This window comes from Candidatus Pedobacter colombiensis (assembly GCA_029202485.1).
Lineage (GTDB): Bacteria > Bacteroidota > Bacteroidia > Sphingobacteriales > Sphingobacteriaceae > Pedobacter > Pedobacter colombiensis.
This window is the reverse complement of the sequence record CP119313.1, coordinates 4,919,930-4,936,271: the sequence shown is the minus strand read 5'-3', so window position 1 is coordinate 4,936,271 and position 16,342 is coordinate 4,919,930. Positions and strand designations below refer to the sequence as shown.

The following is a 16,342-nucleotide window of genomic DNA, read 5'->3' as shown; positions in this document are numbered from 1 at the left end:
TATGTAGTAACTATTTATTTTTTACTTTCATTCATTTTTTGAGTCTGCATAGCCATCATTTCTTTCATGGTGCGGTTCATCCCTTCTGTTGAGCCATCAAGAAAGATTACATTGCCTTCGCTATTCTCTGCAAACTGTTTGATAGATTCTGTCCACATGGTGAAAAGGATTACCGAAACATCCAGGTTAGCTTGTTCCATCTCCTGTGCAGCTTTAGTCATACCATGAGCAACCTCAGCTCTAAATAAGGCAATACCCTGTCCACGAAGTTGTGCAGCTTCCCGCTCGGCAGCAGCAGCAATTTTAATGGCATTACCATCAGCTTCAGCACCTTTAGTTTTAGTAATTAATAAAGCCTGACCTTCATTTTCAGCTGCAGCTTTTAAGTTGTTTGAGGCTACAACACGACTCATCGAGCGCATAATCTCCTCATCAAATGTAATGTCATTCAGCTGCAAATCCTGCAAATGATAACCCCAGCTTTCCAATACCTGGTCAATCTGATGTTTAACATGGTCTACAATTTCATTGCGCTGTGCAAGTACATTTGCCTGTTTTTGGGTAGCTACATAAGCCCTTATTGAGCCTTCGATGGTACGAATTAAAGCCTGCATTAAGTTAGTTGAATCCACAAACTTAAAGGCTACATTTTTAATGGTTTCTTCATCACGATTAATTACAGAATAAAGGAGCATAGCCTTGAAGTATACATTTGCCTGATCCTGGGTAACTGCCTGAAAAGACAATTCTACAGATCTGTTCTGTATCGAAATGCGCGAGTGAATGCTTTCTATTAATGGTATTTTTAAACTTAGACCAGGACTTAAAAGTCGTCTGTACTTTCCAAAAATTGTAATTACAGCAATTGTGCCCTGTTTTACCGTAACAAAAGAGCTTCCCAGAATTACCAGGAGAACGAAAATAACAATATACATCGTATACATAATAAGTTTTTATAATTTGAAAATAATGATTTCAAGATACGAACTATTCCAGTGTTATTGAACATTAATTATTCCAACGATAAATTAAAAGGAGATTAGTCCACCTTTTTTAATTCAATACGATCGTTCTGGGAGAAAATAAGGTTGTGATTTGGGAAATCCAGGTCTGTTAATGATTTAATCTTTAGGAATGCCTGATGACCTGGGTCTAATGTCAAACGGTTTACCTTATCTTGCTTTACCGAAACAATATCTGCATATAGGAAATCTCCATTGCTATTGATTTTGAGTTGTAGCAGCGGAGCAATGCCATTTGGACCTTTAAGGTTAAACATGCCATAGGTACAAAAATTGCCTAGACTATAAGCAATAAACTTATTCTTGTAAACCTCTACGGCTCTTGTAACGTGTGGACCGTGGCCTAAAACCACATCGGCGCCTGCATCAATTACGGCATGTGCAAAAGCATATACATCACCTCTGTTTTCATCGTAAAATATTTCATTTGTTTTAGGCACACGCTCATATTTCGAACCCTCTGCACCACCATGAAAAGAAACAATAACAATATCGGCTTCAGCCTTTAAACGTTTAACAAGCTGTATGGCGCTGTCAACTTTATTGATCGACACCGTATTTTCATTGGGTGCAAAAGCACAAAAGGCATACTTAATACTGTCTTTTTCAAAAATGCTAAAGGGATGTGATTGTAAGCCGGCATAGTAAATGTTTAATGAGTCTAAGATGGCCGCTGTTCTTGTTCTTCCCTTTAATCCAAAATCGCCGACATGATTATTCGCCGTGCTTAGCAAATTAAAACCAGCTTTTTGAATAATTCCGGCATAGCGTTCAGGCATTCTAAATGCAAAACAGCTGTTGCCAATGGTGTCTTTACATTTGGTTGATTTTCCACTGTTTAGAAAACAGCCTTCGAGGTTGCCAAAAACGATGTCCCCACTTAAAAAACGATCCACTGCTTTAAAACTATTTGCGGCATCATCAGGTGGTAGATTGGATTTATTCGGATAAGCAGAGCCAATCATGATGTCGCCAACAGCTACGATAGATATAGTATCTTTTTTTGCGACCTTAATGGTATCTGTAGGCAGATGTTTAGGCACGCTGGCGGCGCTATTGCTTTCACAACTAGATGCAATAAGAACAATTGCGGCGGACAAAAAGCCTAGGGTAGAAAATTTCATCATTATATGGGTATAAAAAAGTCCTTCTAAAGAATTAGAAGGACCGGTACTTTAAAAGATGGGGAAGATTATTCCTGAATCAGGTCTTCTTTAACGCCGTCTAAAATACGGCCACCTTTATAAAAATATCTTGAGTAATAGGGTTCGTTTAAATTGCTGATGACTACGCCACGGCTTGAAGAAGCATGTGCAAAGCGGTTGTCTCCAAGGTAAATTCCGATATGGGTAATGCTGCGGCTTTTTATTTTGAAGAATACCAGATCTCCTTCTTTCAGTTCATCTTTAGGTAATGGGTCAACCATGCTAAAAATATCACGTGAGTTTCTCAAGATGGTCGTGTTGAAAACTTTGTCATAGATTGCTTTGGTAAAAGCCGAACAATCGATTCCTTTTTGTGTATTTCCACCAAATCTATAAGGGGTACCAATCCATTCGTAAATGAACTTGTATAATTTTACATTTGAAGTTGCATCAACTGCAACACCCATAACTTGCGAAAAATATTGAGAAGCTAAATTGTCTGGATCAGCTAATTTATTTGTTTCTTTTGTTTTCGTTTGTGCTTTGATAGCCGTAAGACTGCACAAACCAATTAGGGAGGACAACAAAAACTTTTTTATCATGTTATACTGTTAAGTTTGGGTATTAATCACTTACACTTAAACGTACACCACTGCGGGCTTATTGTTTGGTTGGCAAACATATACATTTTACAAATCTTATCCAAATACCGCTAAGTTTATGTTGAAAGTTATTAACATTTTAACAAAAGGTATCAAATTTTTTCCACCATATAAGTTTCGGCTAGTCGGGTTTTAGGTGCAACTTATGATTGCATTCTTTATGATCTGTTTGCTTTTAATTTGTTAAGTTGGCTATATGTGCTAATATTGACCTTGTTAGAAGCATTGCCCAGTGGCTTTATTTATGCAGTCATAGTGTGCATTTTACATCAATTACTTCGATATATTGCAATAAAAAAGTAGATTTGCTCTCGTAAAAAAAATCAACACCCCAAAATGAGTGCAGTAGAAATAAATAAAGATACCTATCTGAAGTGGTTTGAGTCGATGTTGCTGATGCGCAAGTTCGAAGAGAAAACCGGTCAACTTTATGGACAACAAAAAATACGTGGATTTTGTCATTTATATATCGGTCAGGAAGCGGTGGTAGCGGGAGCAATTTCTGCTATGCAGCAAGGAGACTCCATGATTACTACTTATCGTGATCATGCTCATGCACTCGCTTTAGGTGTAAGTGCAGATAGTATCATGGCAGAAATGTATGGTAAAGCTACTGGTTGTTCAAAAGGAAAAGGTGGTTCAATGCACATGTTTAGCAAAGAACATCATTTCTATGGTGGGCATGGTATTGTAGGTGGACAAATTCCATTGGGAGCAGGTATTGCATTTGCTGAAAAATATAAAGGCACAAACAATGTAAATATTTGCTATATGGGTGATGGTGCTGTCCGTCAGGGTGCTTTAAACGAAGCATTTAATATGGCAATGCTTTGGAAACTTCCTGTAGTGTTTGTTTGTGAGAACAATTTTTACGCGATGGGAACTTCAGTGGAGCGTACCACAAATATGACAGACATTTACAAAATAGGTTTAGGTTTTGATATGCCATGTGCTCCGGTTGATGGTATGGATCCTGTTGCAGTTCACAATGCAATGGATGAAGCCATTCAGCGTGCAAGAGCCGGTGAAGGTCCGACCTTCCTGGAGATGAGAACCTACAGATATCGTGGACACTCTATGTCTGACCCTGCTAAATATCGTACAAAAGACGAGTTAGAAGAATATAAAGCTAAAGATCCTATTGAGGCCGTAAGAGAGGTTGTTTTGAAAGAGAAATATGCAAATGAGGCTTGGATTGAAGAAATCGAAGCTAAAGTAAAGCAAATCGTTGATGACGCTGTGAAATTTGCAGAAGAATCTCCTTTCCCTGAAGCATCAGAATTGTATACAGATGTGTATGTGCAACAGGATTATCCTTACGTAAAAGATTAATTAAGAACGCATTTCAATAGATATTATAGAATGGCTGAAATAGTTAGAATGCCCAAAATGAGCGACACCATGACTGAGGGTGTAATGGCTAAATGGCATAAAAAAGTTGGCGATAAAGTTAAAAGTGGCGATGTAATGGCCGAAGTGGAAACCGATAAGGCGACCATGGATTTAGAGTCATATTGGGATGGTACCGTTTTATACATTGGTGTAGAAGAAGGTAAGGCTGTTCCAATTGATGCTGTTATTGCTGTAATAGGTAAAGAGGGTGAAGACTATAAAGCTGCCCTTGATGCAGAAAGCGCTGCTACTGCAGCACCTGCAACTGATGCTAAACCTGCTGAAGCAAAGAAAGAAGAAAATACTTCTGCTACAGGTTTAAGCGAAGCTGATTTAGTGAAAATGGGCGTTACAGTTGTTAGAATGCCTTTGCTTAGTGATACTATGACTGAAGGCGTAATTGCTGAATGGCATAAAAAAGTTGGCGATAAAGTTAAAGAAGACGATATCCTTGCAGATGTAGAAACCGATAAGGCGACTATGGAAGTGATGGGTTATGCAGAAGGAACTTTATTACATATTGGTGTTGAAAAAGGTCAGGCTGCTAAAGTTAATGGCATTATTGCTATTGTTGGACCTGCCGGAACTGATATCAGTGGAATTCTTAGTCAAGGTGATGCACCTGCAAAACCTGTTGCTGATAAAACAGCTGATGCTCCTGTTGCAGAGAAAGCTGCTGCAAAAGAAGAAGCTCCGGTTTCATCTGGTAGCACAGACCGCGTAAAGGCATCTCCATTAGCAAAAAGAATTGCAAAAGATAAAGGAATTGATCTTGCACAGGTTGCAGGTAGTGCAGACGGTGGACGTATCATTAAAAAAGATATAGAAAACTTTAAGGCAGCTGCAACGTCAGTAAAAGCAGATTCTTCATCAGCTCCCGCTGCAGAGAAAGCTGCGCCTGTTATTCCTCAATATATTGGTGAAGAAAGGTTTACTGAGAAACCGGTATCGCAAATGCGTAAGGTGATCGCTAAACGTTTAGCAGAAAGCCTGTTTACTGCTCCACATTTCTACTTAAATATTAGTATTGATATGGACAGTGCAATAGCTGCACGGGCGGCTATTAATACAGTAGCTCCTGTTAAGGTTTCATTCAACGATATTATCATTAAAGCCGTTGCTGTTGCATTAAAACAACATCCTGCGGTTAACTCTTCATGGCGTGGAGATAAAATCCGTTTCAATGAGCATACAAACATCGGTGTAGCAATGGCCGTAGAAGATGGTTTATTGGTTCCTGTGGTTCGTTTTGCTGATGGTAAATCATTATCTCATATCTCTGCAGAGGTTAAAGAGTACGGACAGAAAGCAAAAGCTAAAAAATTACAGCCATCAGATTGGGAAGGATCTACCTTTACTGTTTCTAACCTGGGTATGTTTGGTATTGATGAATTTACATCAATCATTAACTCTCCTGATGGAGCAATCCTATCTGTAGGTGCGATACAACAAATTCCTGTTGTTAAAAACGGAGCAGTTGTACCGGGTAATGTTATGAAGCTGAGCCTTGGCTGTGATCACCGTGTGGTTGATGGCGCTACGGGTGCTGCTTTCTTACAAACACTTAAAGGATTATTGGAAGAACCAATCAAGTTATTGGTTTAAAACCGGATTCATAAAAATACGAAGGGTTGTCAGCGTAAAAGCAGACAACCTTTTTTTATGCCTGTTAGTTTTGTACTTTTGCGCTCATGTCGAATATCAAACCCTCTTTAGCAAAAGGAACCAGAGATTTTTCTCCTCAGGAAATGGTTAAACGTAATTTTATTTTTGATACCGTTAAAAAGGTATTTAAAAAATATGGCTACGCCGAAATACAAACCCCCTCAATGGAAAACCTTTCCACTTTAACAGGTAAGTATGGCGATGAGGGTGATAAACTGATATTTAAGATCTTAAATAGTGGTGATTACCTTTCTAAAGTAAAACCCGATTTGTTGGCACAAGCCAATTCGAATGCAATGATTTCATCCATTAGTGAAAAAGCATTGCGGTATGACTTAACTGTTCCCTTTGCCCGCTATGTGGTGATGCACCAGAATGACATTTCGCTGCCGTTTAAACGGTTCCAGGTACAGCCAGTTTGGCGCGCCGACAGACCACAAAAAGGGCGTTACAGAGAATTTTATCAATGTGATGTGGATGTTGTGGGGTCTGACAGTTTATTAAACGAAGCAGAGTTTATTTTGATCTATCAGGAGGCGCTGAACAATCTGGGATTAAAAGACTTTACCATAAAAATCAATAACCGTAAAATATTATCCGGAATCGCCGAAGTAATTGGCAAACCTGAACTGATCATCGACATGACGGTAGCTATTGATAAGCTGGATAAAATTGGTTTGGATGGGGTAATCAAAGAGCTGATAGAACGTGGTTTTACTGCTGATGATATTGAGATGCTAAAACCGGTTATCTTACTGGAGGGTACAAATGAGCAGAAACTGGATAGTCTAAAATCCGTGCTGGCAACTTCTGAAACTGGCTTAACAGGGATAAAAGAAATAGAAACGGTATTCGATTATGTAAACGAAATGCTGAAAGCCGATTCATCTTTAAGACCTAATGTAGAACTTGATATTACCCTTGCGCGCGGATTAAACTATTATACAGGTTGCATATTTGAAGTTAAAACGAATGAAGTAGCCATGGGCAGCATTGGTGGCGGTGGTAGGTATGATGACCTGACAGGCATGTTTGGTTTAAAGGGCCTAACCGGAGTAGGTGTCTCTTTTGGTGCCGATAGAATCTATGATGTATTACAGGAATTAAACCTTTTTCCTGAATCGACTGCTGCATGTACTAAGGTTCTGATCAGTAATTTTGATCAGGAAGCCGAAAGATACGCCCTGCCGATCTTACAGCGCTTACGTATGGAAAATATCGCCGCAGAGTTATATCCTGCCTCAGCGAAGCTTAAAAAGCAAATGAGCTATGCCGATGATAAGCATATCCCTTGTGTGGTTTTGATTGGTAGTGATGAGATGCAAACAGGCTTATTAACATTGAAGGACATGCATAGCGGACAGCAGCAAAAATTAACTGTCGAAGCTATTGTTGAGCTTTTGAAAAATTAATTAGCGCCACGAGCCATAAAAGCCTCCAGGTTTTTTCTGGCCTTTGCCCTGATTTTATTTTTGATAAAGCTTGTCCAACCTAACAGGAGACCGGTAAAACCAAGCGCCTGCTTTGCCCACTTATAAAAACTAAAGTGATCTGTGTGCTTTATGATTTTACCATTTTCAATGATAAATGAAGCGCAGATATGATTGTGCACCCTGTTGCCGGTAGCTGAAAAGGTATACCAGGCATCCCATTCGGCATGAGTGCCGGTTTCATCAGTGCTGATATTTTTGAATTCCAGGCGCATATCTTTGCCGTTTTTAAGCAACATGGCCCACATAGATCTTACCTCCAGGGTGTTAAGATTAGTAAAGACCGGGTCGCTAAAAGAAGCATTGTCTGCATAACAATCTTGCATAGCCTGCACGTCTTTGCGCTGAAAGCTGGTGTAAAAATGATGGATCAGTTCTTCCTGAGTGCTCATAAGTCTTAGTTTCCACCTAATTTACGAAATTACATTCTTGCTTTAGTAGGTTTTTCCGGCAAGGATACCCTCAATTCGATCCAGCAGGTCATCAATATCGAAAGGTTTTGGTAAAAAACCATTCGGTTTATATTCGCCATGCTGAATGTTCTGTGCGGTATATTTTGCCGAGATCATCAAGACTGGTAAACGCGCTGTTGGTGCATTTGTCCTCAGTTGTTTTAACAACTCTCTTCCATCTCCATCAGGAAGCATAATATCAAGGATAAGCAGGTCAGGCTTATGTAGATCTATGTGCGTCATCATATCGGCACTTTTGCTTAATCCGGTAACCTTATAAGATTCACTTTGCAGAATTAAAGTGATCACATCCAGGATAGCGTTGTTGTCCTCAATTACAAGGATCTTTTTAAATGTTACAGCTTTTTTTTTCAAAGTAGGAGGCGATTTGTAGATACAAATATATCAAGTAGAACGTTTTGTAGCGTGATTATTTGGTTTTTTTAAACAATAATATTTATTCGTAAGTAGCTTTTGCTTAAATAAAATAATTACAAATAATAAAAATACATGTTCCCGATGAAACCTTTTACAATTATTATAGTCTTATATATAGTTTTTAGTTTTAGGTTAAAAAAGGGGAGCAATTGTGGCGGTTGTTCCTCTTTTTTATTTTTATAATTCAGGTCATACATTGGCAATGTTATAAATCAATTGAATATAATTCTATAGAATTTGTTAGTTTTGACTCGAATTGAGGAAAAGGCATTTACATATCCATCGGATATTATCGATTTTGTTGTTATGGGTATTTGCCATAGCACTTACGCCTTTTAGTGCTTTTCACCATCATCATCACGATGAGCCCCACTGTTCGATTAAAGAAAAAACATGTACACATAAGTTGCATATTGGCAATCAAACGGAACATTGTTTAGTCTGCGAGGCTCATTTCGAGAAAAATTACATTACCACTAAACATCAGTTTCAGGTTTACCTGGTTTGGAAACCTGTATCCAAAACCTACCATATCATAAGTGGGTCTTATACAGAATTAATTGATCAGGCGCTTCGGGGTCCTCCTGTAGCCTAATAATAATCAATTCACAGGTAACACCTGTTTTTAATTCCTTATTTATTATTTGGATGGATCAGTATGATTACATGCTGGTGCCGTCGTTTAAACAATTTATTCTGATGAAAAGAGTACATCTTTTACTATTCATAGCACTATATCTATTTTTTCCGGTACTAAGTTTTGCTACCGAAATTGCCCAGTTTAGGGGTAAAGTTGTTGATGCCACTACACAAGCACCGCTTCCTGGTGCAACCATTTACATTACGGATCTGAAAGCTATTACCACCACCAATGATCAAGGGGAGTTTATCCTTAAAAACGTGCCTGCAAAAGGAAAGTTTTTACTTGAAGTTCGGTTTGTGGGATATAAAACTTATTCGGCGATTGTCGATCTGAGTAGCCAACATAATTTAATGATCTCTTTATCACCCTCTATTATCGAGAGTGCAGAGGTTGTCATCACCGGTTCGCCGTTCAGTTCTAACAATAAAACCAACAGTTTATCTGTGGTTACGGTTGGAAAAACGGAGTTGACCCAGTCTGGTGCAACAAATCTGGTTGATGCCATCTCTAAAATTCCGGGCGTATCTCAGGTAACTACTGGCGGTGCTATCTCTAAGCCAATCATAAGGGGGCTTGGTTACAATAGGGTTTTAACAATGGTTGATGGTGCAAGAGAAGAAGCGCAGCAATGGGGTGATGAGCACGGTATTGAGGTTGATCAGTTCTCGGCATCAAGGGTCGAAATTTTAAAAGGACCGGCAAGTTTATTGTATGGCTCGGATGCTTTGGGTGGAGTGGTTAATGTGATCGACGATCTTGTTCCTGCCCCAGGTGTACACAACGGTAACCTTACTTCTGCTTACAGTACCAATAATGGATTAACCGCCTCTTCTTTAATGTTGCAGGGAAATGATAACGGTTTTGTTTATCGTGGACGCGCATCCTATAAAAATGCGTACGGTTTTGGTTATAAGGATACCACAGTGCCAAATTCAGGATTTAATGAATTAAACTTTAATGGGATGTTAGGTTTAAATAAAAGCTGGGGTTATTCGCACCTGACCTTCTCGCGCTTCCATACCAATATCGGTCTTGTGGAGAATGGTCCCGATGCTGAAGGTAATTTTTTAAATGCAGATGGAGCAATCATCACTCAGGCAGAAGCAAAGGAAAGAAGTATAGGTTTGCCGTTTCAAGATATCACACATTATCGGACGGCCCTGAATAGCAATTTTATTCTGGGAAAGGGGCAATTGAAAACAGTATTCGCTTATCAGGATAACATCAGGAAAGAGTTTGCCGAAAGCAAACAGGAACCTGGTTTAAACCTAAACCTTAAATCATATACCTATGATATAAAGTACAACTTTCCTAATATGGGTGAGTGGCAACCTGCTGTTGGTGTGCAGGGCATGTACCAAAAAAATGTCAATAGTGGTAATGAGTTTTTAATCCCTGATTATAACAGCAACAATATCGGTGCATTTGCTTATTTGAAACGCAACTTCGCCAAAGGAGCTATCAATGCGGGTGTGCGTTATGACTACAAAAAGATTGATGGCAAAGATTTGAACTTTAATGGAGAGCAAATTTTTACTGGCTTTAACAATAAGTTTTCTAATGTTTCAGGTTCAGTGGGTTTTGCTTTCGAAGTTGCAAAAAACCTGATGCTTAAGGGTAATGCCGGGTCGGGCTTCAGAGCACCAAACATTGCAGAACTTGGATCTAATGGAAGACATGAAGGAACCTTCAGGTACGAAATTGGTAACAGCAATCTTAAGCAGGAAACCAGTATGCAGTTCGATCTGGGACTAGAGTATACAGCCGAGAAGGTAACTTTTGGGTTAAATGCCTATGCCAACAGGATCTTCAATTATATTTATCCGGGGAACTTTAACAATGAAACCATTGCACTTCATAATGAGAATGGAAGCATAGAAACATTGCCGGTTTATCGTTATGTACAAACCAATGCAGATTTATTGGGTGGAGAGGCTTCTGTTGATTTTCACCTGGTGAAATCTTTGCATTTCGAGAACTCTTTCTCTTACACCAAAGGTGTGAACAGGGCAACTGATCAGCCCCTGCCATTCATCCCGGCGGCCACCATCAATAACGAATTACGGTTTGAACCAACTATTAAAGGACTAGCGGATAGTTACATTAAAGTTGGTTTGACCAATGCATTTAAACAAAATCGTTTTGATAGTTTTGAAACGGAAACTAATGGTTACACTTTATTAGATGCAGGTATTGGTACCAGTTTCAAAACAGGTAAAGGTAAATTGAACGTATGGATAACCGGACAAAATCTTTTAAATAAGGAATATTTCAACAATATGAGCAGATACAAACCGGTTGGTATTTATAACCCGGGGCGTAATGTTACATTTGGTGTTAGCGTTCCCTTTTTATAGTCAATAATCATCGCTTATTTATATAGCCTAAACAATGTCGCTAACACATTGTTTAGGCTATATTTATGTCAACTATATTCGCTTATTTTTGTACGGAAAAATAAATAATGCTTAAGTTTAGCACTTTCGCTCCCTTTTATTGTCGCTTTAAAAACTAATTATGTTAAAAAGACTATCACTTTCCATTTTCGCTATCCTTTGTTTGGTTATCACTGTACAGGCTCAAAAAGCAGATACTTTATCCATTACTTTAGAAAATGTTAAATATGCTTATCCTGTAAAATACTTTCCTATATCGGTAGAAGGGCAGGATATACGCATGGCCTATATGGATGTTGCGCCTACACAAATGGCAAATGGCAGAACGGTAATGCTTTTTCATGGTAAGAATTTTGGCGGGTACTATTGGACTGAAGTGATCAAAGCTTTAACCAGTAGAGGTTTTAGGGTGATTGTTCCCGATCAGATTGGCTTTGGCAAATCTTCAAAACCATTCATTCATTATAGTTTTCATCAAATGGCTGCATGGAATAAAGCTTTGCTTGATGCCCTTGGTATCCAGAAAGCAAGTGTGCTAGGTCATTCTATGGGTGGGATGCTGGCAACGCGTTTTGCGCTGATGTACCCTGAGCAAACAGAAAGGCTGCTGCTTGAGAACCCTATAGGATTAGAAGATTATCGTCGATTTATTCCCTATGTGACTACAGATCAACAATATGCAACAGAGCTGAAAGCGACAGCCGAGAGCATTAGAAAATACTACCAAAGCTCTTATTTTACGGTTTGGAAACCCGAATATGAAACATTGGTAAATATTGCTGCCGGAGTTACCTTTAGTGCTGATTTTCCAAGATGGGCGAAGGTTGCAGCGATGACTTATACCATGATTTATGAGCAGCCGGTTGTAAACGAGTTTATCAATGTAAGGGTACCAACGGTTCTGTTTATTGGTAAAGAGGATAAAACAATCGTGGGGAAGGGACTACTTAGCCCCGATCAACAAGTTTTATATGGCCAATACAGATTCTTAGGAAAGCAGACTGCTGCTAAAATACCGGGGGCCAAACTTATTGAATTTGATGGTTGTGGTCATATTCCACACATTGAAATTCCTACCGAGTTTACCGTAGCCCTACTCGGTAGTCTTTAAGTTATTTACTGGCGAGATCCTGTAAAAAGGTTTCAGATAAGATCTGGTATAACTGGGGGTGTTTTGCCTTCAACTGCTTAGGGTTTTCGAAAAAGTACTCGGATACTACAGCAAAAAACTCAGCCTCATTTGTAATGGCGTAGGGGTTAATGTCCGATTTGCCTTTCTCAATTTGCTGCATCTCCTGATGTATCATTTTTACCCAGGGTACTGTATATTCATGCTTCATCAGGTTATCCGGCACGCCATCTGTTGCCCCATCCGATTTATCCAATAGGTGAACAAATTCATGAATGGCCGTATTTTCTTTACCGGCAGCATTAGAAAAACCACGTTGTAAAGCCGAACGTGACAGTATCATTTGTCCGTTCATATAGCCTTCGCCTACCATCCCAAGAATATTTCTCTCCTTACCTTCAAATTGAAAATCTTTATTAAAGGTATCCGGATACAAAAGTACGCTGGATAGGTTTTTATATTTCCAGTCATCAAAACCAAACACCGGTATAATGGCGCTGGAGGCAACCAATATCCGGTCTAATGGGTTTACCTCAAGGTCAATCCCTTCAATGCGCACATAGCCTAAAAAGGCGGCTATTTTAGCTTCAAATTTCCTTTTATCTTCTGCGCCTAATTGCTGGTAGAAATGGACCTGCTTTGAAAGCAGGTCGCGTTCTTCCGCAGTAAGCGATGGAATAGCTTTCGATTTAAAAATATTGCCCCGCAGGATAAAGTAAACAACAATAATAAATAATGGGATCAGGATAAAGAAGATGGTATTCATGGTTTATGATTCCAGTATTTCTAATTGTGTGATAATTTGTGCTGCTGTTATTGGATATGCTTGCTGGTTGGTAATGCTTTGATACATGGCCTCAAATAAAGGCATATAATCTCCCTTTAAGGATGGCACTAAATGCTGAATTTTATTCCCCTGATCATCTATAAGGGTTAGCTTACCTGCTTTTCCCGGAAGTTCAATGCCATAGCCGGGATCAGTTAGCTTTATGCCCTGTAGCAATTGTTCTTCCTGCACATCCGTACGGTCTTTTATAAATGATCCCTTGTTTCCGTGTAGTACAAATGAAGGTAATGGATCAGCTACCAATAGATTAGCGTGTACAAAAACATTGACACTGTTTGGATAGCTCAAATGAATAGAAAAATAATCATTCACCTTGGTGTCTTTGCGATTTTCTCCCAGTATTTTATGGTATGAATCAGGCTTTCCGAATATGCTGATTACCTGATCAAGCAAATGCGGTCCCAGATCGTAAATCAATCCACTTGCGGCAATAGGTTGTTCTTTAAACGTTTTAGGCCCAATGTCGGCGCGGTAACGGTCAAATCTGAAATGAACTTCATTTAGTTTTCCAAGTTGTCCACTTTCAATTACATCCCGTACCGAACTAAAATCACTATCCCATCTTCTGTTCTGGTAAACAAATACCTGCTTACCTACACTTCCGGCCAGTTCAAATATTTCTTTTGCTTCTGCCGAAGTAGCGGTGAATGGCTTTTCAACCAAAATATGTTTACCCGCTTTTAAGGCCTTTGTGGCATAATCGAAATGTGTATAATTGGGAGTGTTTATAATGATAAGGTCAATTTTCTCATCCGAAAGCAAATCCTCAATCGTATCGTAGCTAATGATTTCAGGGTAAATGGAAGCTGCGCTTTTCTGGTTACGTTCGGTTACGGCATGTAGCTTAAATCCGGGATGTTTATCTATAAAAGGAGCGTGAAAAACTTTTCCAGACATTCCAAATGCCATTATACCAGTTACAATTTGAGTGTTCATTCGCAAAATTTAGTTTGATGATTCTTTAGACTTATGTCGTTATTGTGTGCTAAATTTAGTTAAATCACTTACTATTTGCCAAAGTTTATTGTAATAAAGCTGAGGTCCTAATTGTATCTTTGTATTATGAAGCCTGCAGAAACACATGCAAAATGGAAAATTTTGCAAGAAAGAATAGCGAAGGAGTTTAGTTCTGATATTCCGGATTTGAAGGTAGTGCTGTTTTTAATTGGAGTACAGGAACTTGGTAAAGGGCCTGGCAAATACAGTAAACGCCAAAAGGAGGAGTTGATGCACATTGCTACCTGTCGCTTGTTAAGTGAAATGGGATTCTATGAGCTGGAAGGTCTGGATCAGGATGGCTGGCCACACTGGAAATTAGTTAAGCCGGTTCCGTCATTTGCGATGATGGAGCAGGAGCTGTTGCTTAAGTCATTGGCCATAAACTATTTCGAAGATATCTACGAATAGAAACCTCATAAAGTGTTTAAAAATGAAAACCCCGAAGAACAATGTACTTCGGGGTTTCATTTTTATAGGTAGATATAGATGTGCTAATTATTTTCCTTGTGCCTGAGCTTCTTTTTTCAATTGATCGTTGGCAACGATAACAACTTCAACCCTACGGTTTGCAGCTCTTCCTTCTTCTGTTGAATTGTCTGCAATTGGCTCAGAAAATCCTTTACCTAAAGTAATCAGACGTGATGCCGGAACACCTTGCGAAACTGCGTAGGCTTTAACAGCTGCAGCTCTTCTTTCTGATAGGGCCATGTTGTAAGCTTCAGTACCTTTATTATCGGTATGACCAATTACTTTAATGTCTGTTCCAGGATATTGGTTGATTGAGCTTGCTAAAGATTTAATGTTTGTTTTTGCTTGCGCTGTTAAATCCGATTTATCGAAGCCAAATAAGATACCACTATCAAATTTAACAATGATACCCTCACCTTCACGAATTACTTCAGCATTAGGAATGGCGTTTTGTATTTCAGCAGCCTGTTTATCCATTCTTTTTCCGATAAAACCACCCGCAGTACCACCAACAGCTGCACCAATAATTGCACCTACGGCTGTATTACCAGCTTTTTTACCAATAATAGCACCAAGAACACCGCCTGCTGCAGCACCAATACCCGCACCTTTTTGTGTTTTTGTTAAGCTGTCGCATCCTTGAAATGCCATTGAACCGATGGCCAGAGCGATACTAAATGTTGCTATTTTAAATTTTGAAGTCACCATAATGTTTCATTTGTTTTTATTTTGAACATAAATCAAACCTAATGCCAAGTTTATTGTTTCCGGATTTATAGGTTGTGACATCATTAAATAAACCTGAAAAAGTTATTGTGTGACTAATAAAATGTAACTAAGTAACTTTAATGTGACCATAATTCTATACAGTCTGGTTTTTATTCCGAAAAGTATTCTTCCAGCTCTTTTAGCGTGTTTTCGTCTTTACTGAAATCTTTAATGATCAGGCCTTTTTCTAAAAGAATGATCCTGTCACAAACATCTGTAACATGGTTCAGGTCGTGACTAGAGATTAAAGTGGTTAGTGAATGCTCATTTTTTAAGGATCTGATTAATGTTTTAAGCCTAATCTGGGTGGTCGGGTCGAGGTTTGCAAAAGGTTCATCAAGCACAAGTAATTCCGGTTTCTGCATTAATGCAGCAGCAATACCAATCTTATTTTGATTTCCTTTGGAGAAGTCCCTAATGTATTTTCCTTTATTTAAAATCTCATTATTAAAGAACTCTTCATATTGTTTTAGATAGTCCATTACATGTGCCGGACTAAAATGATGTAGACTGCCAATAAATATAAAATACTCTTCAGCAGTTAGGTAGTCTATTAAAAAGCCTTCGTCTAAGTAAGAAGCGGTATATGTTTTCCACTCACCATTATCCGCCACATTTGTACCTTTTGAGTATACCTGCCCCTGATTGGGGCGAATTAGGTCAAGTAAAATCCTGAAAAGTGTTGTTTTACCAGCGCCGTTATTGCCAACAAGTCCAATGGTTTCTCCTGCATTGATTTTTAAATCATCAATGTTAACAACAGTTTTATTGCCGTATACCTTCTTTAAATTTGTAATTTCTAAGATCATGGTTTTTTTCTGACGTT

General features: G+C 38.8%; 15 protein-coding genes. 6 read left to right on the top strand and 9 right to left on the bottom strand.

Annotated elements, in window-relative coordinates; all coding sequences use genetic code 11:
- Nucleotides 1–14: 14 nt before the first annotated feature.
- The 3 genes from P0Y49_20485 to P0Y49_20475 all read right to left on the bottom strand — a co-directional run bounded on the left by P0Y49_20485 (nucleotide 15) and on the right by P0Y49_20475 (nucleotide 2,769).
- Nucleotides 15–944, bottom strand: a complete 930-nt coding sequence (locus P0Y49_20485; protein ID WEK19159.1) for an SPFH domain-containing protein — start codon at nucleotides 942–944, stop codon at nucleotides 15–17.
- 95 nt (nucleotides 945–1,039) lie between these two features.
- A complete protein-coding gene (locus P0Y49_20480) occupies nucleotides 1,040–2,149 on the bottom strand; it encodes a CapA family protein (protein ID WEK19158.1) in 1,110 nt (369 codons plus the stop codon).
- A gap of 65 nt (nucleotides 2,150–2,214) precedes the next feature.
- Nucleotides 2,215–2,769, bottom strand: a complete 555-nt coding sequence (locus P0Y49_20475) for an NlpC/P60 family protein (GenBank protein WEK19157.1) — start codon at nucleotides 2,767–2,769, stop codon at nucleotides 2,215–2,217.
- A gap of 396 nt (nucleotides 2,770–3,165) precedes the next feature.
- Here P0Y49_20475 and pdhA point away from each other — a divergent pair, with 396 nt between their 5' ends.
- From pdhA to hisS, 3 genes are all read left to right on the top strand, one after another.
- Nucleotides 3,166–4,161 (top strand): pyruvate dehydrogenase (acetyl-transferring) E1 component subunit alpha, encoded by a 996-nt coding sequence (gene pdhA / locus P0Y49_20470; GenBank protein WEK19156.1) that lies wholly within the window; start codon nucleotides 3,166–3,168, stop codon nucleotides 4,159–4,161.
- Nucleotides 4,162–4,191: 30 nt separating this feature from the next.
- Complete coding sequence (locus tag P0Y49_20465; protein WEK19155.1) at nucleotides 4,192–5,826, top strand: 2-oxo acid dehydrogenase subunit E2; 1,635 nt, start codon at nucleotides 4,192–4,194, stop codon at nucleotides 5,824–5,826.
- 86 nt (nucleotides 5,827–5,912) lie between these two features.
- A complete protein-coding gene (hisS, locus tag P0Y49_20460; GenBank protein WEK19154.1) occupies nucleotides 5,913–7,298 on the top strand; it encodes a histidine--tRNA ligase in 1,386 nt (461 codons plus the stop codon).
- Here hisS and P0Y49_20455 read toward each other — a convergent pair.
- Entirely contained in the window at nucleotides 7,295–7,768 is a 474-nt protein-coding gene (locus P0Y49_20455; protein WEK19153.1) for a nuclear transport factor 2 family protein, read from the bottom strand. The genes hisS and P0Y49_20455 overlap by 4 nt on opposite strands.
- A 42-nt stretch (nucleotides 7,769–7,810) precedes the next feature.
- On the bottom strand, nucleotides 7,811–8,203 hold the full coding sequence (locus P0Y49_20450; protein ID WEK19152.1) for a response regulator: 393 nt from the start codon (nucleotides 8,201–8,203) through the stop codon (nucleotides 7,811–7,813).
- Nucleotides 8,204–8,965: 762 nt separating this feature from the next.
- On the opposite strand from P0Y49_20450, the gene P0Y49_20445 reads away from it, so the two are divergent.
- Both P0Y49_20445 and P0Y49_20440 read left to right on the top strand, forming a co-directional pair.
- Complete coding sequence (locus tag P0Y49_20445; GenBank protein ID WEK19151.1) at nucleotides 8,966–11,266, top strand: TonB-dependent receptor; 2,301 nt, start codon at nucleotides 8,966–8,968, stop codon at nucleotides 11,264–11,266.
- Between the two features lie 160 nt (nucleotides 11,267–11,426).
- Nucleotides 11,427–12,416, top strand: coding sequence for an alpha/beta hydrolase (locus tag P0Y49_20440; protein ID WEK19150.1), 990 nt, complete (start codon nucleotides 11,427–11,429; stop codon nucleotides 12,414–12,416).
- Nucleotide 12,417: 1 nt separating this feature from the next.
- Here P0Y49_20440 and P0Y49_20435 read toward each other — a convergent pair whose 3' ends face one another.
- Entirely contained in the window at nucleotides 12,418–13,200 is a 783-nt protein-coding gene (locus P0Y49_20435) for a zinc-dependent peptidase (GenBank protein WEK19149.1), read from the bottom strand.
- Between the two features lie 3 nt (nucleotides 13,201–13,203).
- Nucleotides 13,204–14,217, bottom strand: coding sequence for a Gfo/Idh/MocA family oxidoreductase (locus P0Y49_20430; protein WEK19148.1), 1,014 nt, complete (start codon nucleotides 14,215–14,217; stop codon nucleotides 13,204–13,206).
- A gap of 126 nt (nucleotides 14,218–14,343) precedes the next feature.
- Here P0Y49_20430 and P0Y49_20425 point away from each other — a divergent pair, with 126 nt between their 5' ends.
- Nucleotides 14,344–14,688 (top strand): hypothetical protein, encoded by a 345-nt coding sequence (locus tag P0Y49_20425; protein ID WEK19147.1) that lies wholly within the window; start codon nucleotides 14,344–14,346, stop codon nucleotides 14,686–14,688.
- 87 nt (nucleotides 14,689–14,775) lie between these two features.
- Here P0Y49_20425 and P0Y49_20420 read toward each other — a convergent pair whose 3' ends face one another.
- Both P0Y49_20420 and P0Y49_20415 read right to left on the bottom strand, forming a co-directional pair.
- Complete coding sequence (locus P0Y49_20420) at nucleotides 14,776–15,456, bottom strand: OmpA family protein (GenBank protein WEK19146.1); 681 nt, start codon at nucleotides 15,454–15,456, stop codon at nucleotides 14,776–14,778.
- A gap of 170 nt (nucleotides 15,457–15,626) precedes the next feature.
- Complete coding sequence (locus P0Y49_20415; protein ID WEK19145.1) at nucleotides 15,627–16,325, bottom strand: ABC transporter ATP-binding protein; 699 nt, start codon at nucleotides 16,323–16,325, stop codon at nucleotides 15,627–15,629.
- Nucleotides 16,326–16,342 lie beyond the last annotated feature (17 nt).

Bases quoted from the DNA above. Each gene is read 5' to 3' on its own strand.
- P0Y49_20485 (WEK19159.1), bottom strand. From the start codon at position 944: ATGTATACGATGTATATTGTTATTTTCGTTCTCCTGGTAATTCTGGGA.
- P0Y49_20480 (WEK19158.1), bottom strand. From the start codon at position 2,149: ATGATGAAATTTTCTACCCTAGGCTTTTTGTCCGCCGCAATTGTTCTT.
- P0Y49_20475 (WEK19157.1), bottom strand. From the start codon at position 2,769: ATGATAAAAAAGTTTTTGTTGTCCTCCCTAATTGGTTTGTGCAGTCTT.
- pdhA (WEK19156.1), top strand. From the start codon at position 3,166: ATGAGTGCAGTAGAAATAAATAAAGATACCTATCTGAAGTGGTTTGAG.
- P0Y49_20465 (WEK19155.1), top strand. From the start codon at position 4,192: ATGGCTGAAATAGTTAGAATGCCCAAAATGAGCGACACCATGACTGAG.
- hisS (WEK19154.1), top strand. From the start codon at position 5,913: ATGTCGAATATCAAACCCTCTTTAGCAAAAGGAACCAGAGATTTTTCT.
- P0Y49_20455 (WEK19153.1), bottom strand. From the start codon at position 7,768: ATGAGCACTCAGGAAGAACTGATCCATCATTTTTACACCAGCTTTCAG.
- P0Y49_20445 (WEK19151.1), top strand. From the start codon at position 8,966: ATGAAAAGAGTACATCTTTTACTATTCATAGCACTATATCTATTTTTT.
- P0Y49_20440 (WEK19150.1), top strand. From the start codon at position 11,427: ATGTTAAAAAGACTATCACTTTCCATTTTCGCTATCCTTTGTTTGGTT.
- P0Y49_20435 (WEK19149.1), bottom strand. From the start codon at position 13,200: ATGAATACCATCTTCTTTATCCTGATCCCATTATTTATTATTGTTGTT.
- P0Y49_20430 (WEK19148.1), bottom strand. From the start codon at position 14,217: ATGAACACTCAAATTGTAACTGGTATAATGGCATTTGGAATGTCTGGA.
- P0Y49_20425 (WEK19147.1), top strand. From the start codon at position 14,344: ATGAAGCCTGCAGAAACACATGCAAAATGGAAAATTTTGCAAGAAAGA.
- P0Y49_20420 (WEK19146.1), bottom strand. From the start codon at position 15,456: ATGGTGACTTCAAAATTTAAAATAGCAACATTTAGTATCGCTCTGGCC.
- P0Y49_20415 (WEK19145.1), bottom strand. From the start codon at position 16,325: ATGATCTTAGAAATTACAAATTTAAAGAAGGTATACGGCAATAAAACT.